13 protein-coding genes are annotated in these 21,404 nt (G+C 51.9%); 4 read left to right on the top strand and 9 right to left on the bottom strand.

What is annotated here, in order from left to right:
- Positions 1-98: 98 nt before the first annotated feature.
- Positions 99-749: an ABC transporter ATP-binding protein gene (locus PGW97_RS16935; protein ID WP_273860199.1), complete on the bottom strand. Its 651-nt coding sequence runs from the start codon at positions 747-749 to the stop codon at positions 99-101.
- Positions 750-1,338: 589 nt separating this feature from the next.
- On the opposite strand from PGW97_RS16935, the gene PGW97_RS16930 reads away from it, so the two are divergent.
- The 3 genes from PGW97_RS16930 (at position 1,339) to PGW97_RS16920 (ending at position 10,456) form a co-directional block, all read left to right on the top strand.
- Entirely contained in the window at positions 1,339-5,376 is a 4,038-nt protein-coding gene (locus PGW97_RS16930; RefSeq protein ID WP_273860198.1) for an AsmA family protein, read from the top strand.
- Positions 5,377-6,071: 695 nt separating this feature from the next.
- Complete coding sequence (locus PGW97_RS16925) at positions 6,072-7,313, top strand: response regulator (protein ID WP_047887673.1); 1,242 nt, start codon at positions 6,072-6,074, stop codon at positions 7,311-7,313.
- Between the two features lie 233 nt (positions 7,314-7,546).
- The gene (locus PGW97_RS16920; RefSeq protein WP_273860197.1) at positions 7,547-10,456 is read left to right on the top strand and encodes an AMP-binding protein; all 2,910 of its coding nucleotides are present in this window, start codon (positions 7,547-7,549) and stop codon (positions 10,454-10,456) included.
- 70 nt (positions 10,457-10,526) lie between these two features.
- Here the strand turns inward: PGW97_RS16920 and PGW97_RS16915 are convergent, their stop codons facing one another.
- The 6 genes from PGW97_RS16915 to PGW97_RS16890 form a co-directional block, all read right to left on the bottom strand.
- Positions 10,527-11,702 (bottom strand): ABC transporter ATP-binding protein, encoded by a 1,176-nt coding sequence (locus PGW97_RS16915; RefSeq protein ID WP_273860196.1) that lies wholly within the window; start codon positions 11,700-11,702, stop codon positions 10,527-10,529.
- 93 nt (positions 11,703-11,795) lie between these two features.
- Positions 11,796-14,105, bottom strand: coding sequence for an HAD-IA family hydrolase (locus PGW97_RS16910; RefSeq protein WP_273860195.1), 2,310 nt, complete (start codon positions 14,103-14,105; stop codon positions 11,796-11,798).
- A 131-nt stretch (positions 14,106-14,236) separates the two neighbouring features.
- On the bottom strand, positions 14,237-15,520 hold the full coding sequence (locus PGW97_RS16905; protein WP_273860194.1) for an extracellular solute-binding protein: 1,284 nt from the start codon (positions 15,518-15,520) through the stop codon (positions 14,237-14,239).
- 6 nt (positions 15,521-15,526) lie between these two features.
- Entirely contained in the window at positions 15,527-16,471 is a 945-nt protein-coding gene (locus PGW97_RS16900; protein ID WP_273860193.1) for a carbohydrate ABC transporter permease, read from the bottom strand.
- A gap of 16 nt (positions 16,472-16,487) precedes the next feature.
- A complete protein-coding gene (locus PGW97_RS16895; RefSeq protein WP_047887670.1) occupies positions 16,488-17,393 on the bottom strand; it encodes a carbohydrate ABC transporter permease in 906 nt (301 codons plus the stop codon).
- A gap of 103 nt (positions 17,394-17,496) precedes the next feature.
- A complete protein-coding gene (locus tag PGW97_RS16890; RefSeq protein WP_047887669.1) occupies positions 17,497-18,420 on the bottom strand; it encodes a LysR substrate-binding domain-containing protein in 924 nt (307 codons plus the stop codon).
- Positions 18,421-18,789: 369 nt separating this feature from the next.
- Between PGW97_RS16890 and PGW97_RS16885 the strand changes: the two genes are divergently transcribed.
- Entirely contained in the window at positions 18,790-18,990 is a 201-nt protein-coding gene (locus PGW97_RS16885) for a hypothetical protein (protein WP_146149673.1), read from the top strand.
- A gap of 206 nt (positions 18,991-19,196) precedes the next feature.
- On the opposite strand, the gene PGW97_RS16880 is transcribed toward PGW97_RS16885, so the two are convergent.
- Entirely contained in the window at positions 19,197-19,556 is a 360-nt protein-coding gene (locus tag PGW97_RS16880) for a diacylglycerol kinase (protein ID WP_047887668.1), read from the bottom strand.
- A gap of 8 nt (positions 19,557-19,564) precedes the next feature.
- The gene (locus PGW97_RS16875; RefSeq protein WP_273860192.1) at positions 19,565-21,178 is read right to left on the bottom strand and encodes a phosphoethanolamine transferase; all 1,614 of its coding nucleotides are present in this window, start codon (positions 21,176-21,178) and stop codon (positions 19,565-19,567) included.
- Positions 21,179-21,404: the final 226 nt, after the last annotated feature.

Genomic DNA, 21,404 nt, shown 5'->3' with positions numbered 1-21,404 from the left:
TTCTTCTTTACTGTTCATGTTCAGCTTGCTTGACGTGCCTTCCTGGCTTGCGGTCCGATCTATTGGTTCCTTTTGATCATTACGGCTCCTTTTGATCATTACGGTTCCTTGTGATCATTACCGTGCATCGTGTACTGCTGGTCAGCGCACGCTATCCAGGCCGGGTCATGTGAGACAGATACAACCGTGACAGACTCTTGTGCCAACAATGCCAGCACGTTGTCGCGATTATTCGGATCCAGGGCGGAAGTCGGCTCATCCATAAACCACAAGGGGCGGTTCATCAGCACTGCCCGGGCAATTGCGAGGCGCTGTTTTTCACCGCCGGAAAGGCGAGTCACCGCTGTCTCGTCATCATGATGTAAACCCAGCTTGTGCAGCAACGGCTGATACTGCTCGCGCACAGGCAACGTATGGCTGCAGGCGCCTAACCGCCACGGCAGTAACAACGCTTCAATCAGCGACATTGCCCCCATCACCGGGTCCTGCGGCAGATAGCAAAATTGTTGCCGCCACCAGTGCAGATTGGATTCCTGAACAACCTGCTGTTGCCAGGTTACGGTTCCCCCATGTGCGGGACGCAATCCCACCAGCACCTGTAACAGACTGGTTTTGCCACACCCCGATGGCCCGGAAACCACAAGATGCTGGCCGAGGTGCAATGATGCGTTCAGCGTATCGGACGTTCCGCTCCCTCGCCCAGCGGCTAAAGCGTGGATGGTCAGAATAGAAGGCGGGTGTGTCGTCATACTATTTTCCTGTTACCCAATAGTCGGAGAGCAAAGGGCTGGTGCAAACGTTAATCTTCCCTTCACAAGCGAAAGGTTAACAAGACGAAAAGGATCCTGAAAACTCAAGTTTAGATAAACCCAACCTCAGACACAAATGATTGAAAATCATAAAAAACATCAATCATGCTGATTCCATACTTCAATCACTGACTGGCTGCGCGCATTCTTCATCAGCCTTCTCCAAGCCACCCCATCGCGCAGCCCTCTTCACACTGCCTAAATCCTCTGCAGTCAGGCTGCTTCACCCTGTTTTAATTACTGTCCAAGCAGTGCTGCCCGAGCAGATCCGGAATAGCGCGTTTTTTCCTCAACAGGGGCAAAATCGCTTATGCAACTCCCGCATCTGAAACTAAAAAGCAAAGTGTCTGTCAGATATGTTGGCCTGCCTGCCACTGCCCGTTGATTTGTGTTAAGGTGCCGCCAAATTACGGTATTGGCAGTGATCTGTACGCGTTTCACGTCAACGTCACAAGCATTCGGGAACGCCTTCGTAAGCGGCTGCGGCGATAACGCTGCGCCTTTACCCAACGTCATCCTTCATAAAATTATGCAATCAAAAAAACCAGTATCTTCCTCTGACGCTCAAACGAACAACAACGCCGATTCGCCAGAGAAGCAAACCCTTTTACGCAAGTTTAAATTAAGGAAATGGGCCAAATGGACTGGTATTGGCGTTCTGACACCGACAGTGGCGCTGACTGCGCTGCTGAGCGTCGGCATTGACGTCGATCTGACCCCACATAAAACCAGAATCAGTCAGTGGTTGACCGATACGCTGGCGCGGGAAACCCGGATCGAGGGAGATATCCGCCTGGCGCTCTCATTCAGCCCGGAAATACAGCTCGAAGCCATTTCTGTTGCTAACACCGAGGCATTTCAATGGCAGCCATTGCTGCAATCGGGCAAGCTCAACGCCCGGGTCAACTTGCTTCCACTGCTGACCGGTACGCTGGCGGTAGATTATCTGGAGCTGGAAGACATCCAGGTCCAATTGGGGAAAGACGCAGACGGGCATGCGAACTGGTTACTCGGCAACGGGATCGCCGCAGCTCAACCTGTATCCCAGCCAGCACCTCATACAACACCAGACTCTACATCTGCCGGACTACATCTCACCCTGAGTGATAAGATTTCAGCCAAAAATATCTCGCTGATTTATCAGGACCGCCAGGAAAACCTGTTCTACGACAGCTATCTGGAAACCCTTTCTCTGAATCAGGACGACAGCGCATGGCAGCTGCTGGCCCAGGGCGCGGTCATGGGACAAGCATATCAGCTTGATCTGCGTGGCGATCTGCTACAACTGCTCAATCAACAGCAAGGCAGGTTGCAGGTCAACGGTGAGTTGGCCGGTGCCTCCCTGACGGTTGATGCCGATATTGTACCTTGGCACAGCGGAGATTCTCAGGCCGATATCCGCCTGCACTGGCGTGATACCGGCCCTGTTAACGCATTGCTGGGGCTGGACGTCAAACCAGCCGCGCCGCTGACCGTAACGGCGTCGCTGAAAGGCTCTTCAGAGCGACTGGCAATCAACGACCTGAACATTGACAGTCCGGTCACGCAGGGACAGGGCTTTTTGGCTGTCACTCTTGGCGATCACACCACCATTGACGGTGAGCTCACCGTACCGCTGATTGATCTGCGTCCGTGGCTGGCCCCGGAGCCAGAGCCGATGATGCGCACCTATGCTTCTGCCCCTCAGCAATCTCCATTGCAGCGGGCGCTTGAGCAATGGCTAGTTAACACTTCCACCCGGCTGGATCTCAACATCCATGAAGTAAAAGGGCTGGGGACCTCAGTCGAAAACCTGTCGCTGTCTGTGAATGGAAAAGACGGCCTTTTGTCAGCGCCAATGACCGCGGATATTGCCGAGGTGCCGTTCCGGGGACAGGCCACACTGGATGCTACCGACTGGACCTCGACACTGGCAATTACACTGGGTGCAGACAATTCTCCGCTGGGGGAAATGGCGCAATGGCTGACTGGGATCCCGCACGCCAGCGGTACTCTGAAACATGCCGCATTATCGGTTGACACTCAAGGCACCAAACTGAGCGAATGGCTGGACAACGCCAAGGTCGGTCTGGCTATTGATGAAGCGCTGGTCAAATGGGGCGAAAGCGCCAGCTTCAGCATAGCGACGGCCCGACTGGAAGCCGGTATGAACCTGCCGTTTTCGTCAACACTTGATGGTCAGCTGATGGGACTGCCCACTCGCATTCAGGCACAAGGGGGCACACTGGGTGATGTGCTTGCTGAACGCGACTGGCCGGCACAGCTGGAAATCAACAGTCCGGCAGTGACAGTACGGGCAGACGGTTTGCTGAAACAGTCCCGCTGGCGTGACGGCAGTTGGCTGAATCTGAACGTCAACAGCCCGGATGCCGCCCGGTTAAGCCCGTGGTTGGGCACACAGTCCCAGATCAGCGGCCCGGTACGTTTCAGCGGCAAAATGGATTATCGTGAAGGCTGGATCAACCTGGCCATGCCCGATCTGACCCTGCTCAAAAGCCGGGGCAATGTCAGTCTGCGCTGGAAACCGGATGAACAGCGCCCCTTCCTGGCCCTTGACGCGCGTTTCAGACAGCTGGACTTTACCCAATTCGGCCAGTTTATAAATGATGATTCCCTGCCTGAAGTAGAGCAGACCGTCCCAACCCAAGGGGTCAATCTGGATGTTCCCCTGCTGGGAGAGGCGATGGTGATTGCTGATGCCGATCTAAACGTCAGTGTTGATACCTTAAAATGGGCCAATCAGAAAATGGACGCCTTGTCATTCAGTGGCAAAGTCCGCAACGGACGTATGGCAGCGGCGCCGATTCAGGCTCGCTACGCCGGCAGCCTGTATAAAGGGGACATCGCCTTTGGCATCAATGCCGCCAATATCGATGCCCAGCTCAATCTGGCCGTCAACAATCCGGATATCGGTACCATTCTGCACCAGTTTAACATCACTGATTCGTTTGATATGCACCTGGCACAAGCCCGTCTGGCTGTCAGCCTGGAAGGCCGCACCGTACTCGAATTGATGGAGCATGCACAAGTCAGCGCCGAGCTGAGCGGCGGTCGCGCAAGCATTGCTGATAGCTACACCGGTAAAGCGCTGGCGGTGAAACTCGACCGAGGCCACTTTGTCACCGGGCCGGACACCCAAACCCGCCTGACCCTGAGTGGCATGGCGGCCGGACAAGTTGCCAGCTTCAGCCTGGATTCGCTGTCGCTGAAGGCAGTCAACGATGGTCGGGAAAAACTGCTGGTTACTGTACGCGCTTCGCTGGGTGACATGGCATTCAATGCCCGCTCCCACCTTGCGCTGCCGATCAACCCTCGGGAGCTGTCACTGACATTTGACGCTTCACTGCCGAATCTGGATAGATTGGAGCCTTTCACCAGCATCGACATGCCGCCTTACGGTCCGGTCAATGTGACAGCTCAGCTGGATCTGGATGCCGTGGGTTACCATCTGCGTGACCTGCTGGTACAGGTAAACAAAAGTTCGCTGACCGGTCAGGGAGCCTTTCTCCCACCGCTGAAAGCCGGTTCCCGTCCGCGTCTTGAATTAGCGCTGAAAGCCCCGTTTATACAGTTGGATGACTTTAAAGTGGGTGACTGGGCCGCATGGGCAAAAGCCGGGGTTCCTGTGACGGAAAAAGACACGGCACAGCAGACTGCCGCGAAAGGGAAAACCAGCGATACCAGCGCCACTGAAGACAATGAAGGCACGGCCATGACGACCCCGTTCATCAGCCCGGAGGGACTCGATAAATTCAATGCGCAATTTAACCTTAATGTGGGCGAAGTTCGTTCCGGAAAAGACTGGCTGGGTGCCGGTCAGCTGGCTTGGACGCTGGAAAATGGCCTGTTTACACTCAAACCGATGTTCGTTCAGTTACCGGGCGGGAATATTCAGCTCGATAGTCAAATCAAAGCAAAAGACGAGATGTTTGACATCCGCCTGAATGGCAACATAGACAACTTCGATTACGGTATTCTGGCCCGTCGTCTGGCACCGGACAGTGGTATGTATGGCAAACTGAGCACTCAGTTTCGCCTGAGCAGTCTGGCCAATTCTCCGGACACCCTGATGAACAATGCCAGCGGACACATCGGCGTTGCAGCGTGGCCAAAACAGTTAGAAGCCGATTTGATTGACCTTTGGGCAGTCAGCCTGACCGATGCGATCATCCCTAACTTCACCAACAATGACCCATCAGTGCTCAATTGTGTCGCGGCAGCGATCGATGTGAATCAGGGCGCGCTGAAGCAAAAAGAGATGTTACTGGACACCTCGCGGATTCAGGTTCAGGGGGAATTTGATGCCAGTTACGCAAACCGTGATTTCTCTCTTTTCCTGCGACCACAATCGAAGCGCGCCCAGATTTTCAGTCTGCAAACGCCGATAAAGGTATACGGTAAGTTTGAGAAATTTGATTTTTCGGTTCCTCTGTCAGCGATCCTGGAAACGTCCGTCCGTTTTACAACCAGCCCGGTTATATCCCCCATTCGCTGGCTGGTTGAAAAACCCCTGCCTGCCGATGGCAGCCAACAGTGCGAACAAATCTGGCAACACTATAATTCATAATACAAAAGCCAGCCTTTAGGCTGGCTTTTTGGTACCTACCGCCCACATTTCCAGGGTACCTGTTCGCTTTACGTTATTTACTGTTACGGAAAAACAGGTACGGAAAAAACAGGGCAAAATAACAAGCAATAAAATGCTCACCTCTTTTCTGACTCTCATTCAGACACAACACTTTTTAGAAAAAAGGCCGTGCCGTGAATGAATCCCGCTCAATTAGACGCATTTCATCAACATGAATGAGCTCAATAATCTTTCTCTGAATCCGTATTTTTTCACGACAAAAATATTGCCGTAAGAAAATCGCTAAAAATATAGGGGAATATTTACCCGGCTTTTGTTCACTTTGCGACAATAAATAAGTTCAGAGAATGTTGGACCTCAAAAGCATATAAAATCCAAACAAACCCCAACAATAAAACATAAAAATCATAACTTTAACTAAGACGCCAGTAGTGAAAAAGTCAGCAAACACCGACCGGCCTAACAACCGGATCAGGTCTTTTATTCTGCTAACAATCACTCACGTCACAGAGCAGAGAGTGTTGTCCGAATTATCTTCCGTTATTTTATTCCAGGAAAATTGGCAGAAAATACATTTCACAGCGCAATAATCACTTTTATCAAAACTGTTATTTGTATCTAAAAATAAAATAAATCATAATAATGCGACCGTGTATCCGCGATATTAAACAGGCATGACAAATTTTGAAGCAAACGAGCAAAAAGTATTAGTCGTAGAAGATAGCCGCCCATTTCGACGAGTCATTGAAAGCGAACTAAGACAAGCCGGTTATACGCCTGTGATTGCTGAAACCATCGCGGAAGCGGAACGGATTCTTGACGAAAGCACCCACTTTCTCTGTGCCATTCTTGACTACTGCCTACCGGACGGTCAGGACGGTGAAATCATTGACGTCTGCCTGTCAGTCGGCGTGAAAGTGATCGTGCTCACCGCCATGATGGACGAACTGACGCGTGAAAGGGTGCTGGCTAAAACCGTCATCGATTATGTCCCGAAGGACAGCCCAACCTGTATTAGCAGTATCATTCCAATTCTCAAGCGCCTGGAACACAATGCGGGCCATAAAGCTCTGGTCGTGGATGATTCCGCTACCGCCCGTAAATACACGCGCAGTCTGCTTGAGCGCCAATATCTGACGGTGCTGGAAGCAAGTAATGTCAATCAGGCTCTGGCATTGATTGAACAGGAAAAAGGAATCTCGCTGGTGATCACGGATTACAGCATGCCTGAACGGGATGGAGTCAGCCTGGTGAAAGAACTGCGCCGCAGATTTCGACCGGGGCAGATGGCCATCATCGGGTTATCCGCCAGCGATGAAAATGCCCTGACCGCTAAATTTCTGAAAGCCGGTGCCAATGATTTCCTGAAAAAACCCTTTAATCAGGAAGAGTTCTATTGCCGTCTTCACAGTACGCTGAACATCATGGACTCAGAGCGCAACCTGTTCCAGATGGCCAACAAAGACTACCTGACCCAGACATGGAACCGCCGCTATTTCTTTGAACACCCGCAGGTCAAGAAGCACAGCGGGCCGCGCTGTCTGGCGCTGCTGGATATTGATAACTTCAAAGGTCTTAACGACACCTATGGCCACCACATTGGCGACATGGTACTAATTGAGCTGGCCAAACGGCTGGAAGCTTATTTCCCGGATGCATTGGTCGCCCGCTTCGGTGGCGAAGAGTTCTGCATTTTATATGGCAACTCCGCCGAAATTTTTGAGCGTCGGCTGGATATTCTGCGCGAAGACATTGCCAACACGGAACTCACTATTCTCGGCAACCCAATCCGTTACAGCATCAGCCTGGGTGTGGTACACGCTGAAACCGGGATTCATGAACTTATCCAACGTGCTGATGCCTGCCTGTACAGTGCCAAATCCAGTGGCCGTAACCGCATTGTGAAAGAAGCATAAGAGCGAAATTGTAACCCATTCACTTGTCTTCGCTTGGCATCATTTATCATGTCATGTCTGCCGTGGTAATTATCCAACAGACACGCAGTTGGTAGGGGTTTTACACTGTAAAATCCCTACTCTGTCATTGCGACTTTCTGTAGCCATCACCGTCCGTTCCTGCATTTTTCCTTCTGTTGTCTACACTTGTAGGCAGATAATTGAAATCAAATACCATTTGCAGGGTGTGCACGATGCCGGACAGCCATATCCCCCATTCGACTGCGGAACTGGATCCTAAACAGGCTGCCCAACAGTTGCTGGCACTCATCGAACAACTGGCCAGTGAAGCCAATCAAGGCACATCGGCCTTACCCGAGATACAGCTGGACAGTCAGTTGGACAGCGATCTGGGTTTTGACAGTTTAATCCGGGCTGAGCTCATCCAGCGTACAGAAGTCTGCTTTGCCGTGCCTTTGTCTGATCAGGCACTGGCGACCATAGAAACCCCGCGCGATCTCCTTAACGAAGTGTTCAGTGCCCTCCAGGCTCCCAGTGCAGTAAAAGCCAATATTGGCGAAATTCATCTGGAAAAAGCAGAAAAAGCCCCGGAACAAGTGGAAACCTTGCAGGAGCTACTGGACTGGCATGTGCAGCATCATCCGGATCGCCCTCACCTGTATGTCTACCAAAATGCCGATGACGTGGAAATCATCAGTTATCAGGTGCTTCATGAACGTGCGCGAAAAATCGCGCAGGGGCTGCTGGCGGCGGGGATAGAGCCGGGGCATACCGTTGCCATTATGCTGCCAACCTGCAACGAGTATTTTTTCTGCTTTTACGGCATCTTGTACGCACGGGCAATTCCGGTGCCGATATATCCGCCGGCACGGCCATCTCAGCTGGAAGATCACCTGATGCGCCATGCTAAAATCTTGCAGAATGCAGACGCGCGTATGCTGATCACCGTCAACGAAGCCAAACCGCTATCCCAGCTGCTGCGCATGCAGGCAACCAGCATTGAACACATCGTGACACCGGATGAAATCGCCCCCGATCAAGACTATGTGCATGTCGGGCAAGCCAAAGCAGATGATATCGCGTTTTTACAGTATACCTCCGGCAGTACCGGCACTCCGAAAGGCGTCACCCTGACACATCGCAACCTGCTGACCAACGTCCGGGCCATGGGCAAGGCCGTCGGCGCGACGCCTGATGACGTGTTTATCAGCTGGCTGCCGGTCTATCACGACATGGGACTTATCGGAGCCTGGTTTGGCAGTCTCTACCATGCCATTCCGCTGGTTATTATGTCGCCGCTGTTGTTCCTGGCCAAACCGCAGCGCTGGTTGTGGGCGATCCACCATCACAAAGGCACCCTGTCAGCCGCCCCGAATTTTGCCTATGAACTGTGCGTCAACAAAATCGATGAGCGTGATCTGCAAGGGTTGGATCTCAGCAGTTTGCGCCGGGCCTGGAACGGTGCCGAACCCATCAGTGCCGATACCATGGCCCGCTTTACCGAACGCTTTGCCCAGTACGGTTTTCGCCCGGAAGCGATGGCGCCGGTTTACGGACTGGCAGAATCTACCGTCGGGCTGACCTTCCCGATGCAACCCCGAGCCCCACGGGTGGAATATATTGACCGCGATACCTTTTTTCGCACCGGGCAAGCCATCGCGGTAACATCCAACAAACCAGAGAAGCCTCAACACCAACCTGGCTCAACGCCTCACACCAGCCCGACACCTCACCCCGATCATGCCTTTGCCGATAGCCTGCCCTTAATCGGATTGGGCCATCCGTTACCGGGGCACCAGATCCGGATTGTTGACAGCCAAGGGCGGGAGCTGCCGGAACGCCAGGAAGGAGAGCTGGAATTTAAAGGACCGTCATCCACGCAGGGCTATTACCGCTCACCGGAAAAAACGCAAGAGTTATATCACCAGGACTGGCTGAGGACCGGCGACCGCGGCCTGACCATCGACGGAGAACTGTTTCTGACCGGACGCTGCAAAGACATCATCATCAAAGCCGGTCGTAACATTTATCCCCATGAGCTGGAAGCTGCCGTCAGCCAGCTACCCGGGGTACGCAAAGGATGTGTGGCAGCATTTGCTCATACCAACACCCGAAACGGCACAGAGCAACTGATTGTGCTGGCCGAAACGAACTTGCGCACGGAAGAGGATAAAACGGCGCTTCGTAACCGGATTCAGGCCGCGGCTCAGGAGGTACTGGGCATTCCCGTTGACGATATTGCCTTGTGCTCGCCCCATACCGTCCCGAAAACCTCCAGCGGTAAAATCCGCCGCTCTTCCTGCCGCCATCTGTATGACACCGGCACACTCAATGCCCCACAGCGTTCCGTCTGGTGGCAGACCCTTCGGGTTGCGGTGGCGGGTATGCAGCCGACCCTGAACCAGTTTGTTCGTCAGGCAAAAAGTTACCTGTTTGCCGGCTATATGTGGCTGATACTGGGATTACTGGCTCCGCCGGTGTGGTTGCTGGTTGCCCTGCTGCCAAGCCACCTCGCCTGGCAGGTCACCCGCTGGGGCGCGCGTACTCTGCTTTGGCTAACCGCGACGCCGTTTACGGTGCAGGGCAAATCTCACCTGCCACCGAAAGGCACATCCGGTATTCTGGTGGTCAATCACGCCAGCTATCTCGACGGTATCATGGTGATTGCAGCGACAGACCGCGAATTACAGTTTGTGGCCAAGTCGGAATTACTGGGGAATATCTTCGCCCGTATTTTTCTGGAAAAGCTGGGCACTCACTTCGTTGAACGGTTTGATACCGAAAAAAGCCTGAGTGACAGCCAGAAGCTGTCCGAGGCCTCCATGCGCCCCAGCCCCCTGACCATTTTTCCAGAAGGCACCCTTTACCGCATGGCTGGGCTGCATGATTTCCATCTCGGCGCGTTTCAGATTGCGGTGGACAAGCAACTGCCCGTGATCCCTGTTACGCTGCGCGGCACCCGATCCATGCTGCGTGACCAGTCATTATTTCCGCGGCGCAGCGCAATCGACGTCATCATCGGCCAACCGATTTATCCGAACGGGGAAGACTGGCATGCCGTCCTGACCCTGAGAAACCGAGCCCGGGCAGAGATTCTCGCCCAATGTGGTGAGCCGGATCTGGCACATGAGACCACCCGATAAACAAACGCCCTGATAGAAATCATCCTACGAGATAAGTACCGAACTGATTCGTTAATCAGCCAGATGCCTATCAGCCAAGCAACAAAGCCTGCTCGGTGTCGATATCAAACAGATGGCAATGATTCATATCAAATTGCATCAGTCTGTTGTCGCCATGGCGGATGTCCTGCGCCGGATCAAACGGGATCCTGGCCACCAGCTTATCGTCACCGGCCTGAAAATACAGGTACAGTTCATTGCCCATCGACTCAACAACATCGATACGGTGCAATTTCTGGCTCTGGGGCGCCTTTTCGCGTGGATTGACATCCGGCACCGTTGCATCATTCAAATCATTCTCAGACATACTGACGACATGAATGTGCTCCGGTCGCAACCCAAACCAGATCTGATGCCCTAATTTATGCGTAACTTGTTGTGCTTTGTCCGCAGGAAGCGGTAATTTCATGCCATTTTCCAGCTCGATAAATGTCATACCGGATTCTGCCTGCACTCTGGCTTTCACCAGATTCATCGCCGGTGAACCAATGAACCCGGCGACAAACTTGTTGGCCGGGTAACGATACAGGTTCATGGGCGTGTCCACCTGCATGATTGTTCCCTGATTAAGCACGCAGATACGATCGCCAAGAGTCATGGCTTCAACCTGATCGTGCGTGACATAAATCATGGTGGCCGTCTGCCCTTCCGCTTTCAGATCATTGTGCAACTGAGCAATACTGACCCGAGTGGACACCCGCAATTTAGCGTCAAGATTAGACAATGGCTCATCGAACAGGAAAACATCCGGTTTCCGAACCATTGCCCGTCCCAGCGCAACCCGCTGCCGCTGGCCACCAGACATTTCACCCGGTTTATTCTCCAGCAAATGGCTGATTTCCAACGTCTCTGCAGCCTCTCGGATCCGACTGTCTATGTCGTGCTTATCCAGCTTTTGCTGCCTCAGGCCAAAGGCCATGTTGTCGTACACCGACATATGCGGATACAGAGCATAGTTCTGAAACACCATCGCAATCCCCCGATCTTTTGGCGGCAAATCGTTCACCCGTTTGTCGCCAATCAGGATATCGCCACCGGAAATCTCTTCCAGACCGGCGATCATGCGCAATGTGGTTGATTTGGCACACCCTGACGGCCCGACAAAGACCATAAACTCGCCTTCTTTGATCGTCAGGTCGATGCCCTTCACTGCTTTAAATCCGTTCGGGTAGGTTTTTGCTACGTCCCGAAGCACTACTTCAGCCATGTTTATTTTCCGTCTCTGTTCTGTTTTTCATGTTGTCAGCCCCAACTGGCCTTAGGCTTGCACATAGAGCCATTGGAGCCGATGCATCACGGCTTACGCCGTTTCAAGCAGGCTGGGTGAAAAGTCTGCCACTGAATGGAGGACAAAATCGGCGTAAGGGCGTAATTCTTCCTCGGTCGCGGTTCCGGTCAGCACGCCAATCCGTCGGGCACCGGCATTGCGGCCGAATACCATGTCAGACACGGTATCGCCGAACATCACCACCTGATCCGGCGTCAGATCACAATGGGCACAAAACGCATTCATTAACGCTGGCGCGGGTTTCGGGGCAATATCGCCGTCGGAGTAACCAATGAAGTCAAACAATCCCAGCAGACCAGATTGCTCTAAGGAGTACAGCGTGGCGGCTTTGGTATCAGCGGTGGCGATTCCCAGCTTATAGCCCATTTGTTTCAGTTTAATGAGCGATTCTTCAATCCCCGGCAGAGCCTGTATCAGCTCTGGCTGCGCTTCGACTTGCTGATTAAACAAGGTTTTCACCTGACACGTAAAAGCGTCACGAGAGCAGGAAGGTTGTAACATGGCATACCAGGCATCGGCAGTGTCTTCGACCGGGTTCGATGCCAGCAAACCATGGTTATCGACCCGTTCACCGAACACGCCGATTGCTGTCAGCAGGCTTTGCGCCGTCACGTCGCTTGATGCATCATCAGTATCTGCATTGTTTTTTTCATCGGTTATGTCACTGCGGGCCGGGTACGCCGCCAACAACGCGTTGACAACCCCCTGCGCCACCTTGAGCCACATGTGATGAAACTCCAGCAGGGTGCCGTCTTTATCAAACAACACGCCTTTGACTTTCTGCTGTTTACTCTGCGTACTCTGTTGAGTGGCCAGATGATTTGCCTGCTTGATAGCAGCCATGCTGTCGCTGGCCATCAGTTCCCCCCAGGTAGTCACCACTGGCTCAGCAAAGAGAACGTGCTGGCCGTTGAAAACGGGATTAATCAGCCCTTCAAATTCCCCACGTTCACCGCGGCTCAGCTGCGTATCGCTGGGCACAGTCCCGCGGCGAATATCCACCCGCAGCCAGTGATAGCGTGCCATCTCGACGTCAACCTCGGTCTTGAGCCCGCTTCCTTCCGGTTGTAATGCCTGGCGGGCGATGACGTCACCGTCCGCGATAAATTCCGCGTAATAGTCATTCACCTTGTCCTTCACCGTCAGCTGAAAATGCACGACGCTGTCGCCGACATCCTGCCCCGGCAGCACGCTACCAAGATTAATACTGACCACCAGCCCGCATTGACGTTCCAGGTACACATGCCCGTTACGCAGTCCCGCCAAAATGCCTTCACCACTCAGGCCATGTGAAAACACGTATGTCGCCGGATCACCGTAAATCGACGGTGCTGTCGCTTTGGGGTTACGCTCGTGTGGTTCAAGGTGTGAATCGCTGCCGCCGACGCCGTAAATCCGGTGACCGCACTGCCACATAGCCGTTAACACTTCAAGTGCCTGCTCAGTGGAAGCCGGTGACGTCGACCAGGTCGGATCGCAACAAATTTCCATCGTATCGACCTGCGCCAGCGGCATGTCGGCATATTGCCAATGCCAGGGTTTCATCATCGGATGGTTAATGCTGATGTTCCCAAGGTGGCTGGACGCGCCTGGGATGTTCTTTCCTGCCATGGCAATGCCCTGCTCAATCAAGTCAGCACTGGCGTGTTTGGCCTCAAACATCGCCAATCCCCGACATGGACCATGCACATTGAAATGACCTTTGTCCGTCGTGATTTCGACACCCGGCAGAATCAGTGTGTGTTCGCTATCCGGCAACGCCGGGTGGCAAAGGTTATGCTCGGTCAGGAACATAAAATCCAGTTCCTGCGTTTCAATGATTGCGGCTGCGGCTTCCAGCGTATGGTGCCCGTCCGACAGCAGGGTATGAGCGTGCAAGTCCCCTTTGTACCAGCCTGCCGCCGGTTTTTTTAGCGCACTGTAATCAAACGCAATCCGGTTATCCGGTTGCAAATTCGGTACCGTTGGCAACCCCATCATCACCGGCGCAACATCAAACCGGATGTCGGCCTGGTACTGCATCGGTTTATGAGAGCGATCTTCCCCCTCCAGATTGTACAAGTGAAGTGACCAGGTACCAGCGGGCAACTCCCCCGCCAAGCCGCCCAACGAGGCGGAATCATGGGTAATCACTACGTCTTTTTCTGGCTTCATCCACAGAATTCCGGCACGCAGGTGCTGGTTGGCATCAAACAGGTAGGCGTAAAGAAACCCTTTTTTTACCGTAGTTCCTCTGAGGGAAATCGCTGTCGTACCTTCAGGTACCTCAAACGTTTCGATACGGCGGCCAAAGGTCAGTTCACCGGAAAAATTCAGCATCATCATTTCTCATTCAACAGGATGGTCACAGAGCGCCCGGCAGCAAGGCATTGCCTCGAACAGACAAGCCTTACTACCGGTTTGTTTGGTAGATCTTCGTGAGAGCTCTTTGTATTAAGAGGTCGTGATTACGGCTAAGAACGATTCGCCCGATCCAACGCACGCTGTGCACGTTTTGCAGCCTGCTTCAGGGCTTTTTCAGCTGGAATATTCTCGATTTGCACCTGATCAGCCGCGATAGCCAACGCATCCATGATCTTGCCGTTTGTCGGATCCAAGAAGTCCATGCTGGCTGTCGCCGCTTGTTTCAGCGGGATCAGCGCCTGCGGATTTTTCTTCGTGTAGGTCTGATATTCATCCACATTTTTCACGCTTTCACGTACCGGGATATAACCGGTAAACATTGACCAACGTGCCGTATTCAGCGCATTGGTGTAGAAGTTCATAAACTCAAACGCCCCCTTTGCGGCTTTCTCATCGGTGCCGGTCGGCATCACAAAAATCTGCGCGCCCGCCTGAGGAGCGGCAGGATGTGACCCCCAGCCCGGCTGTGTGGTTGCTGCCAGTTGGGTGAAATCAAGATCCCCCTGATCACCGGAAGATCCGGTATAGCCCAACGCGCGGCCTTTCATCACATCGTCGATCGTTTTATACCAGTATTCCCAACCCTGACCACCGTGATGAATGCGCATGGTCTTGTCTTCGTGAATCCACTTACGGAAGCTTTCCCACACTTCAACCCACTCCGGCGAGTCAATCAGCACCGTTTTGCCGTCATCTCTGATCACTTTTGCGCCGTTAGAAAAAGCGGCATCCATCAGGTTGTCTTTACCCCACATTGGCTCCCAGCCGTAGTAGGTAGTTTTCCCTTTGCCATCTTTCTCAGCCACTTTAGCCGCGACTTTAGCTACGCCCTGCCAAGTGGAGAGATCGGCCTCCGTAAAGCCGTGTTCAGCCAGCTTAGCTTTGTTGTAGTAGAACACCTGGGTCGTTCCGTAGGCCGGCAGCCCGTAGACCGTCCCGTCTGGGTATGTCACCTGCTGACGAAACGCCGGAATGAAATCCTCAAAGTTGAATGAAGCATCCATAAACGGGCGCAGATCGCGAACGAGCTCTCGGCCAGCCATAGATTCCGCCTGCACCGAGTTCAGCAGCACAAATTCCGGTGCCGTTTTTGATGCCATCCCGGCCTGTAGTTTCTGGTAGGTCTCTTTGTAGTTACCCTGTAACGCACCTTTAATAACGTATTCATCCTGACTGTTGTTAAATTCATCAATCAGCTTGGCCATCATTTGCTGCGGCTTGGTTCCACCGGAGTACCAGAAATTGACTTCCGTTTGCGCCATGGCACTGCCTGCTAAAGTCAGTGAGCCGGTTGCGTAGCCTGCACATACAATTGCGAGTGTTTTCAGTTTCATATCCATTTACTCTTTCACACCATTATCGGCAATGCCGGACAAAATTGTTCTTTGACAAATCATGAACAGGATCAGCAGCGGCAACACCGCAATCGTGCTGGCAGCCATAATTTGCGACCAGTTAAGGCCATAGTTCCCTTCAGCAATAAAGAACTGACGGATACCTGTAGCGATCAGGTGAAGCTCCTGCGAGGTGATCACTAAGCTCGGCCACATGTAGCTGTTGTAGTTGGTAATAAACGTGATGAGGAACAAGGTCGCGAGTGCTGCCTTACACTGCGGCAACACGATAGCCCACAGAATTTTCAGCTCCCCGGCACCGTCTATACGCGCAGCTTCAACCAGCGACGGATGAATTTTCAGAAAGACCTGACGCAGATAAAACACCCCGAACACACTGGCTGCATTGGACAGTACCAGCCCGGTATGGCTGTCGAGCAGCCCCATGCGCGCCAGCGTGATATAGGATGGGATATATGTCACCGCCCCCGGCAGCATGTAGCAGGCCATCACCACGACATAGAGCACACCACGGGCTCTAAACCGCAACTGCGTAATGGCATAGGCAAACATCGAAGAGGTGACCAGTACCAGTAAAGTGGTCATCAATGCGACCGAAAAACTGTTGAAGATGTACTGCCCGAAAGGCGCCAGCGCGAATGTTTCGGAAAATGTTTCCCAGCGGATCTGAGCCGGAATGATGTTGAGAGGATTGGCAAATATCTCGTCATTCGATTTCATTGAACCGGACAGCATCCAGATGAAGGGAAAAACCATCACAATGCCGGACAACGAGAGAAACACATGCTTTACCGCTGTTATGCCTGCTGCCCGCCAAGATGAGCACAGTCGCTTCGTGGCTGCCGTGTCAGCCGATGGGGTGCCCTGTTCAAGTGGCTTATTTTCAAAAGGCTTAGATTCAAAAGGCTTAGATTCAAATGTCGATTGCATAACCATCGCGAATTCCTCAGTAATACACCCAGCGTTTACCCATAATGGTGTTAACCAGTGTCAGCACCCCAGTTATCAGCAGGATAATTAACGACGTAGCCGCCGCCGGCCCCATGTCATATTGCTCAAATGCCTGCTGGTAGAAGAGATAAAGCAAGGTGCGGGTACTGCCGCTCGGCCCACCTTGTGTCAGGATCTGGAACTGATCAAAGGCCTGAATCGCAGTGATCATGTTGACGATCACCAGAAAAAACGTGGTGGGGGAAATCAGCGGCAGCGTGATTTTGAAAAAACGGGTTACCGGGCTGCAACCATCAATCAACGACGCTTCATAGAGCGAAACCGGAATCTTATTCAGCGCACTAATGTAAAACAGCATGGTCCAGCCGATGGCCTGCCAAACGGTGACAATGATGACTGCAATCATGGCGCTGTCACCGCTTTCCAGCCAGGTAATGGGTGCCATGCCCAATTTGGCCAGCAGCAAATTAGCCAGACCGGCTTTGGTCTCAAACACCCACGACCAGACAATCGATATAGCGACAGTCGGGGTGATCCAGGGAGAAAAAATGACCGCCCGATAAAGCTGGCTGCCGGAAAAGTTCTTCTGCAACAGCAAGGCAAACATCAATCCCAACGCGACGGTCGGAATGACTACCCCCAAAGCAAACAGGAATGTGTTCATCAGCGCCTGATGAAAGTCGCCGTCTTCCAGCATGTACTGGTAATTTTCGATGCCAACCAGATCATAGGCAGGTGAAATATAATCCCAGTCCGTAAAGCTGATATACACGCTCCAGCCAAAAGGAATGATCCAGAATGCCAGCAAAGGTACCATCAGAGGGGCAATGAACAGCAGCACCCTGGCATTGCTATGAAGCACTCTGGCATTGCTTTGAAATGTTTGCAGCGTAAGTTTCATGATTCGAGTCGTTCTGTGTCGAGATAGGGCTATCCTAGGCAGGCTCTGTGACAGGTATATTTGAACCAGCGTCATATTTTCCTTTGCCTGCCATAAGTTTTTCTTAGGGGGTATATCCCGACAGATAAGTCGAAGTAAGGGGATGAGCTTCTTCCGTGACCTGGGTTTGCTGATGCAGCCAGTCACAGAAAAAATTCACTTTGGCCGCACGTTTATTAGGGGTGATCAGATAATGGCCGGATTCAGAAGGCATTGCCCCTTCGAGTGCCAGCACCACCCTTCCGGCCAGCAGATCCCGCTCCGCCACTAACGAGCGCACTAGCATCATGCCAATCCCCTGTTTGACGGCTTCCAGTCCGTGCAGGGAATTGCTCAACTCCAACTGCACGTTAGGGACCACCGCTACCCGCTTGTGATGTGTCAGCCACTGCATCCAACTTTCTTCATAACCTTTGACCTGAATAGCCGGCAGGCTGGACACATCACCACGAGCCAGCGCCTCACTGTGCTGTGTTTTAAAGGTCGGCGAACACACCATCAGCCATTGTTCCTGAAACAGCTTCTCTGCCCGGGTATGTTTGCTGTCGATAAATCCGTTGGTAATTTCCACATCTGCCTCAATACACGGTTCGCGGGATGGCCAGTCCACCAGCGACAAATCGAGGCGTATAAAAGGAAACTTGGTGGTGAAATCTTTCAGTTTGGGGATCAGCCAGTTATGGCCGATAGAATGATTAGCTTTAACCCGCAAGACATCGGGCTGCTGTTTACCGAAGAGCATTTCCGTTTGCAATCTGAGGTGTTGCAGGGATCCCGTTACCGCAGGCAAATACTGTTGAGCGGCCGACGTAAGGCTGACGCCACGCTGGCTGCGCTCGAACAGTTCACAGCCGAGAAACTGCTCCAGACTCTTCAACTGTTGGCTGACAGCGGCCTGGGTAACGTGCAGTTCGCGCGCCGCTGCACCAATGGAACCCAACCGGGCAACCGCTTCAAATGCAACCAGTGCACGTAGTGGAGGCAACATCCTTTACCCTCGTTAAAAAACAGGCAAAGTAATGCAACCAGTTGACAGTAAAGTTACATCAGCAAGACACTATGATGACACAAGGGGAAATTAACCATGAACAAAATACGTGAAATTCAAAGCATATCCAGACGGATAGCAGCATAATCCTCTGTTTTGTCGTTTTTATGAAGCTTATCAACAAACCGGTAATCACATCCCCCGGAAAGTGGTCATACCGGATGAAGAGTGATAATAAAGGCGCTGTATTTTATTTTCCGCACTTTTGGTCGCTTAGCATCCTGCCAACGCCAGTCAGGAAAATAAAATACACATAACGAAAAAGCATCGCTGACAAGGTGTCAGCCGCTTGATAAGGAGTGTTTATTTATGTTGTGCCCAGAATGCAACCAACCTATGGTGAAAACGAAAGATAACCAGAATCAGTGTGTCGACATTAATTGTCCGCCGACCCGTACTCACTGCCCTAAGTGTGATTCTGCCAATACGGATATCACCAGCAAGAGCATCAGCGATGCCACGTTGGTCTGCCGCGATTGTGACGAGCAATGGACAATCTCTCGTAGCTAATTGCGAATCACTTACTAAGGTGATCGTTTACTAAGGTGATCGCTCATTAAGGAGTAGTCGCGAGGTATATCGCGCACACTACGCCATTGGGCGAAACGAAGCGTATAAGCCACTTAGAGACAAAAGGCTGCCGGAAGGCAGCCTTTCGTCATTGAGCGCTATTGCTGGAAAAGTTAACGAGAAACTGTCTGTTAGCTTTCTCAGCTTCAGAACAGTAAAATCACTAGCCAGGTCAGTCCGCACAGAATCATGCTGACCATCACCGCCGCAGAGCCAATATCTTTCGCCCGACCTGACAGCTCATGGTATTCATCACTGATGCGATCGACCACCGCTTCAATGGCGGAGTTCAGCAGCTCCACAATTATGACCAGCACGACGCTGGCAATCATAGCCAGACGCTCAATCGGGGTCACCGGTAACCACCAGCTGACCACCACGGCAGCCACAAGAATCATTACTTCCAATCGGAAGGCTTCTTCATGCCGCCAAGCTGCCATCAGTCCTTTTGCCGAATAGCCTGCTGCATTAAAAATTCTTTTTACGCCTGTTGCTCCGGGTTTCATGATGAACGTTATTCCTTACAAATAGCAAAAATATCTAAATGAGCATCGTACTCACGGGTTTGTACCTGCATCATGCCCAGTACAGTGTGAAACAGGTTATCGTGCGACAAGTCTGCTTTTCTGGCCAGTCTGCTAACGCATTCCCTGTTTATCTTGTGCTGCCGCTGATACGACGCTGAAAACCAGGTAATCATCGGCACTCGGGTTTGAGTTTCCGGAGCGATAGTATAAGGCATTCCATGCAAATAAATGCCCTTTTCGCCCAGCGATTCCCCATGGTCAGACAGATAAAGCATCGCGGTGTTCACCGTATCGCCCATCCTTTTTAGCTTGATAATGACCTGGCTCAGAATGTAATCGGTGTATACCAACGTATTGTCGTAGGTATTGAGCAGGGCTGCCGCCGAACAATGTTGTATTTCGCTGCTTCGACATACGGGTTTGTACACTTCAAACGACTCCGGATAACGCTGGTAATAAGTTGGACCGTGACTGCCTAAAAGGTGCAAAACAATAATACCGTCACCTTTCAGTGCTGCCAGCTCCTTATCCATATTTTTCAGTAAGATACCATCAAAGCATATCCCGTTAGGACAGAGGGCAGCATCCTGATCCGGTGTGATCTGAATATGCCTCACCCGATCCGAGACCCCTTTACTGCCACTGTTGTTGTCTTTCCACAGCACATCAATTCCGGCATGCTGCAGTACATCCAACAACCCTTCCTGTCGCCGGGCAAGAGCAGCACTATATTCTTCTTGGCGCATATTGGAAAACATGCAAGGCAATGAAACCGCAGTGGCAGTCCCGCATGACACGACCTGACGAAACGCGTGAACATCTTCGTGGATTAAAAAAGGATTGGTATTGCGTGAATACCCGTTGAGGGCATAATTTGAGGCCCTAGCGGTCTCCCCGACAACCAGTACCATCACATTCCGCGACGTGTTACCGGCATTCAGATTCACCGCATCGGTACCGATTTGAGTGAATGGAACCCTTGATTCATACCACCGGTTCTTGAGCACCCGAAATCCGGCACTGGTGTAGCTTGTCGGGTTAATCAATGATTTTACTTCGCTATGGTTACGCAGCAACGAAGCATAATCTTTGTAATACACCCCAGCGATTACGACTAGAATCAGCACCGATGCACTCAAACTCAAGCATTTTGATATCAGCAATCGCCGTTTTGTTTCAGGAAAACGAACCTCTGCCCGTTGTACCGCCCATAGCGGCAATACGACTAGCCCCAAAAACCACCACAATACAGACAAGGACAGATAACTGGTGGCTTCATAGAAGTCTGTTTCGAAAATGTTCACCATCATGCCGTAATCGAAGACCACACCAAACTGGCTCATGCCATAGGTCACCGCCGTAGATGCCACAACCAGCACCATCAGCATCCAGCGATACCCTCTGGGCCAAATCAAGACGGTAAAAACCAGATTCATCAGGGTTAGAATGACTAATGGCAAGCTGAGTGCAAAACCCCAGCTCCACCCCGGCTGCTGATAAAAGAGCACCGCCAGGTGTTGCCACAAGGCAATATTCTGAAACAGCGTAAAATACAGGGCGACAATGAGGGTAAACGTGGAGCTATTTAAGCGGTATCTCATATCCACAGCCTTGATATGCACATATAGGAACAATGTTCAATTTAATCAAGTGCGCAATAGTATGAGATTTTAGTTTGTGACAATGTATGGGATTGTCATCACCCTTTCGGTCATCAGGATAAGGAAAGTAATTATCAAATGAAAAACGACTTCATTCGACGATTCCAGACCGCTATTTTCTCTTTTTTTGTTCAGCAATTAACATTTTTAATCTTCAGAGATACTC

This window comes from Photobacterium sp. GSS17 (genome assembly GCF_028621875.1).
GTDB classification, from domain to species: Bacteria; Pseudomonadota; Gammaproteobacteria; order Enterobacterales; family Vibrionaceae; genus Photobacterium; species Photobacterium ganghwense.
The sequence above is the reverse complement of the archived record's forward strand: the minus strand, read 5'-3'. Positions and strand labels throughout refer to the sequence as shown.

Excerpts from the sequence above, each read along its gene's own strand:
- PGW97_RS16900 (WP_273860193.1), bottom strand. The coding sequence starts at position 16,471 with ATGCAATCGACATTTGAATCTAAGCCTTTTGAATCTAAGCCTTTTGAA.
- PGW97_RS16935 (WP_273860199.1), bottom strand. The coding sequence starts at position 749 with ATGACGACACACCCGCCTTCTATTCTGACCATCCACGCTTTAGCCGCT.
- PGW97_RS16910 (WP_273860195.1), bottom strand. The coding sequence starts at position 14,105 with ATGATGCTGAATTTTTCCGGTGAACTGACCTTTGGCCGCCGTATCGAA.
- PGW97_RS16890 (WP_047887669.1), bottom strand. The coding sequence starts at position 18,420 with ATGTTGCCTCCACTACGTGCACTGGTTGCATTTGAAGCGGTTGCCCGG.
- PGW97_RS16920 (WP_273860197.1), top strand. The coding sequence starts at position 7,547 with ATGCCGGACAGCCATATCCCCCATTCGACTGCGGAACTGGATCCTAAA.
- PGW97_RS16875 (WP_273860192.1), bottom strand. The coding sequence starts at position 21,178 with ATGAGATACCGCTTAAATAGCTCCACGTTTACCCTCATTGTCGCCCTG.
- PGW97_RS16915 (WP_273860196.1), bottom strand. The coding sequence starts at position 11,702 with ATGGCTGAAGTAGTGCTTCGGGACGTAGCAAAAACCTACCCGAACGGA.
- PGW97_RS16885 (WP_146149673.1), top strand. The coding sequence starts at position 18,790 with ATGTTGTGCCCAGAATGCAACCAACCTATGGTGAAAACGAAAGATAAC.
- PGW97_RS16930 (WP_273860198.1), top strand. The coding sequence starts at position 1,339 with ATGCAATCAAAAAAACCAGTATCTTCCTCTGACGCTCAAACGAACAAC.
- PGW97_RS16925 (WP_047887673.1), top strand. The coding sequence starts at position 6,072 with ATGACAAATTTTGAAGCAAACGAGCAAAAAGTATTAGTCGTAGAAGAT.
- PGW97_RS16880 (WP_047887668.1), bottom strand. The coding sequence starts at position 19,556 with ATGAAACCCGGAGCAACAGGCGTAAAAAGAATTTTTAATGCAGCAGGC.
- PGW97_RS16895 (WP_047887670.1), bottom strand. The coding sequence starts at position 17,393 with ATGAAACTTACGCTGCAAACATTTCAAAGCAATGCCAGAGTGCTTCAT.
- PGW97_RS16905 (WP_273860194.1), bottom strand. The coding sequence starts at position 15,520 with ATGAAACTGAAAACACTCGCAATTGTATGTGCAGGCTACGCAACCGGC.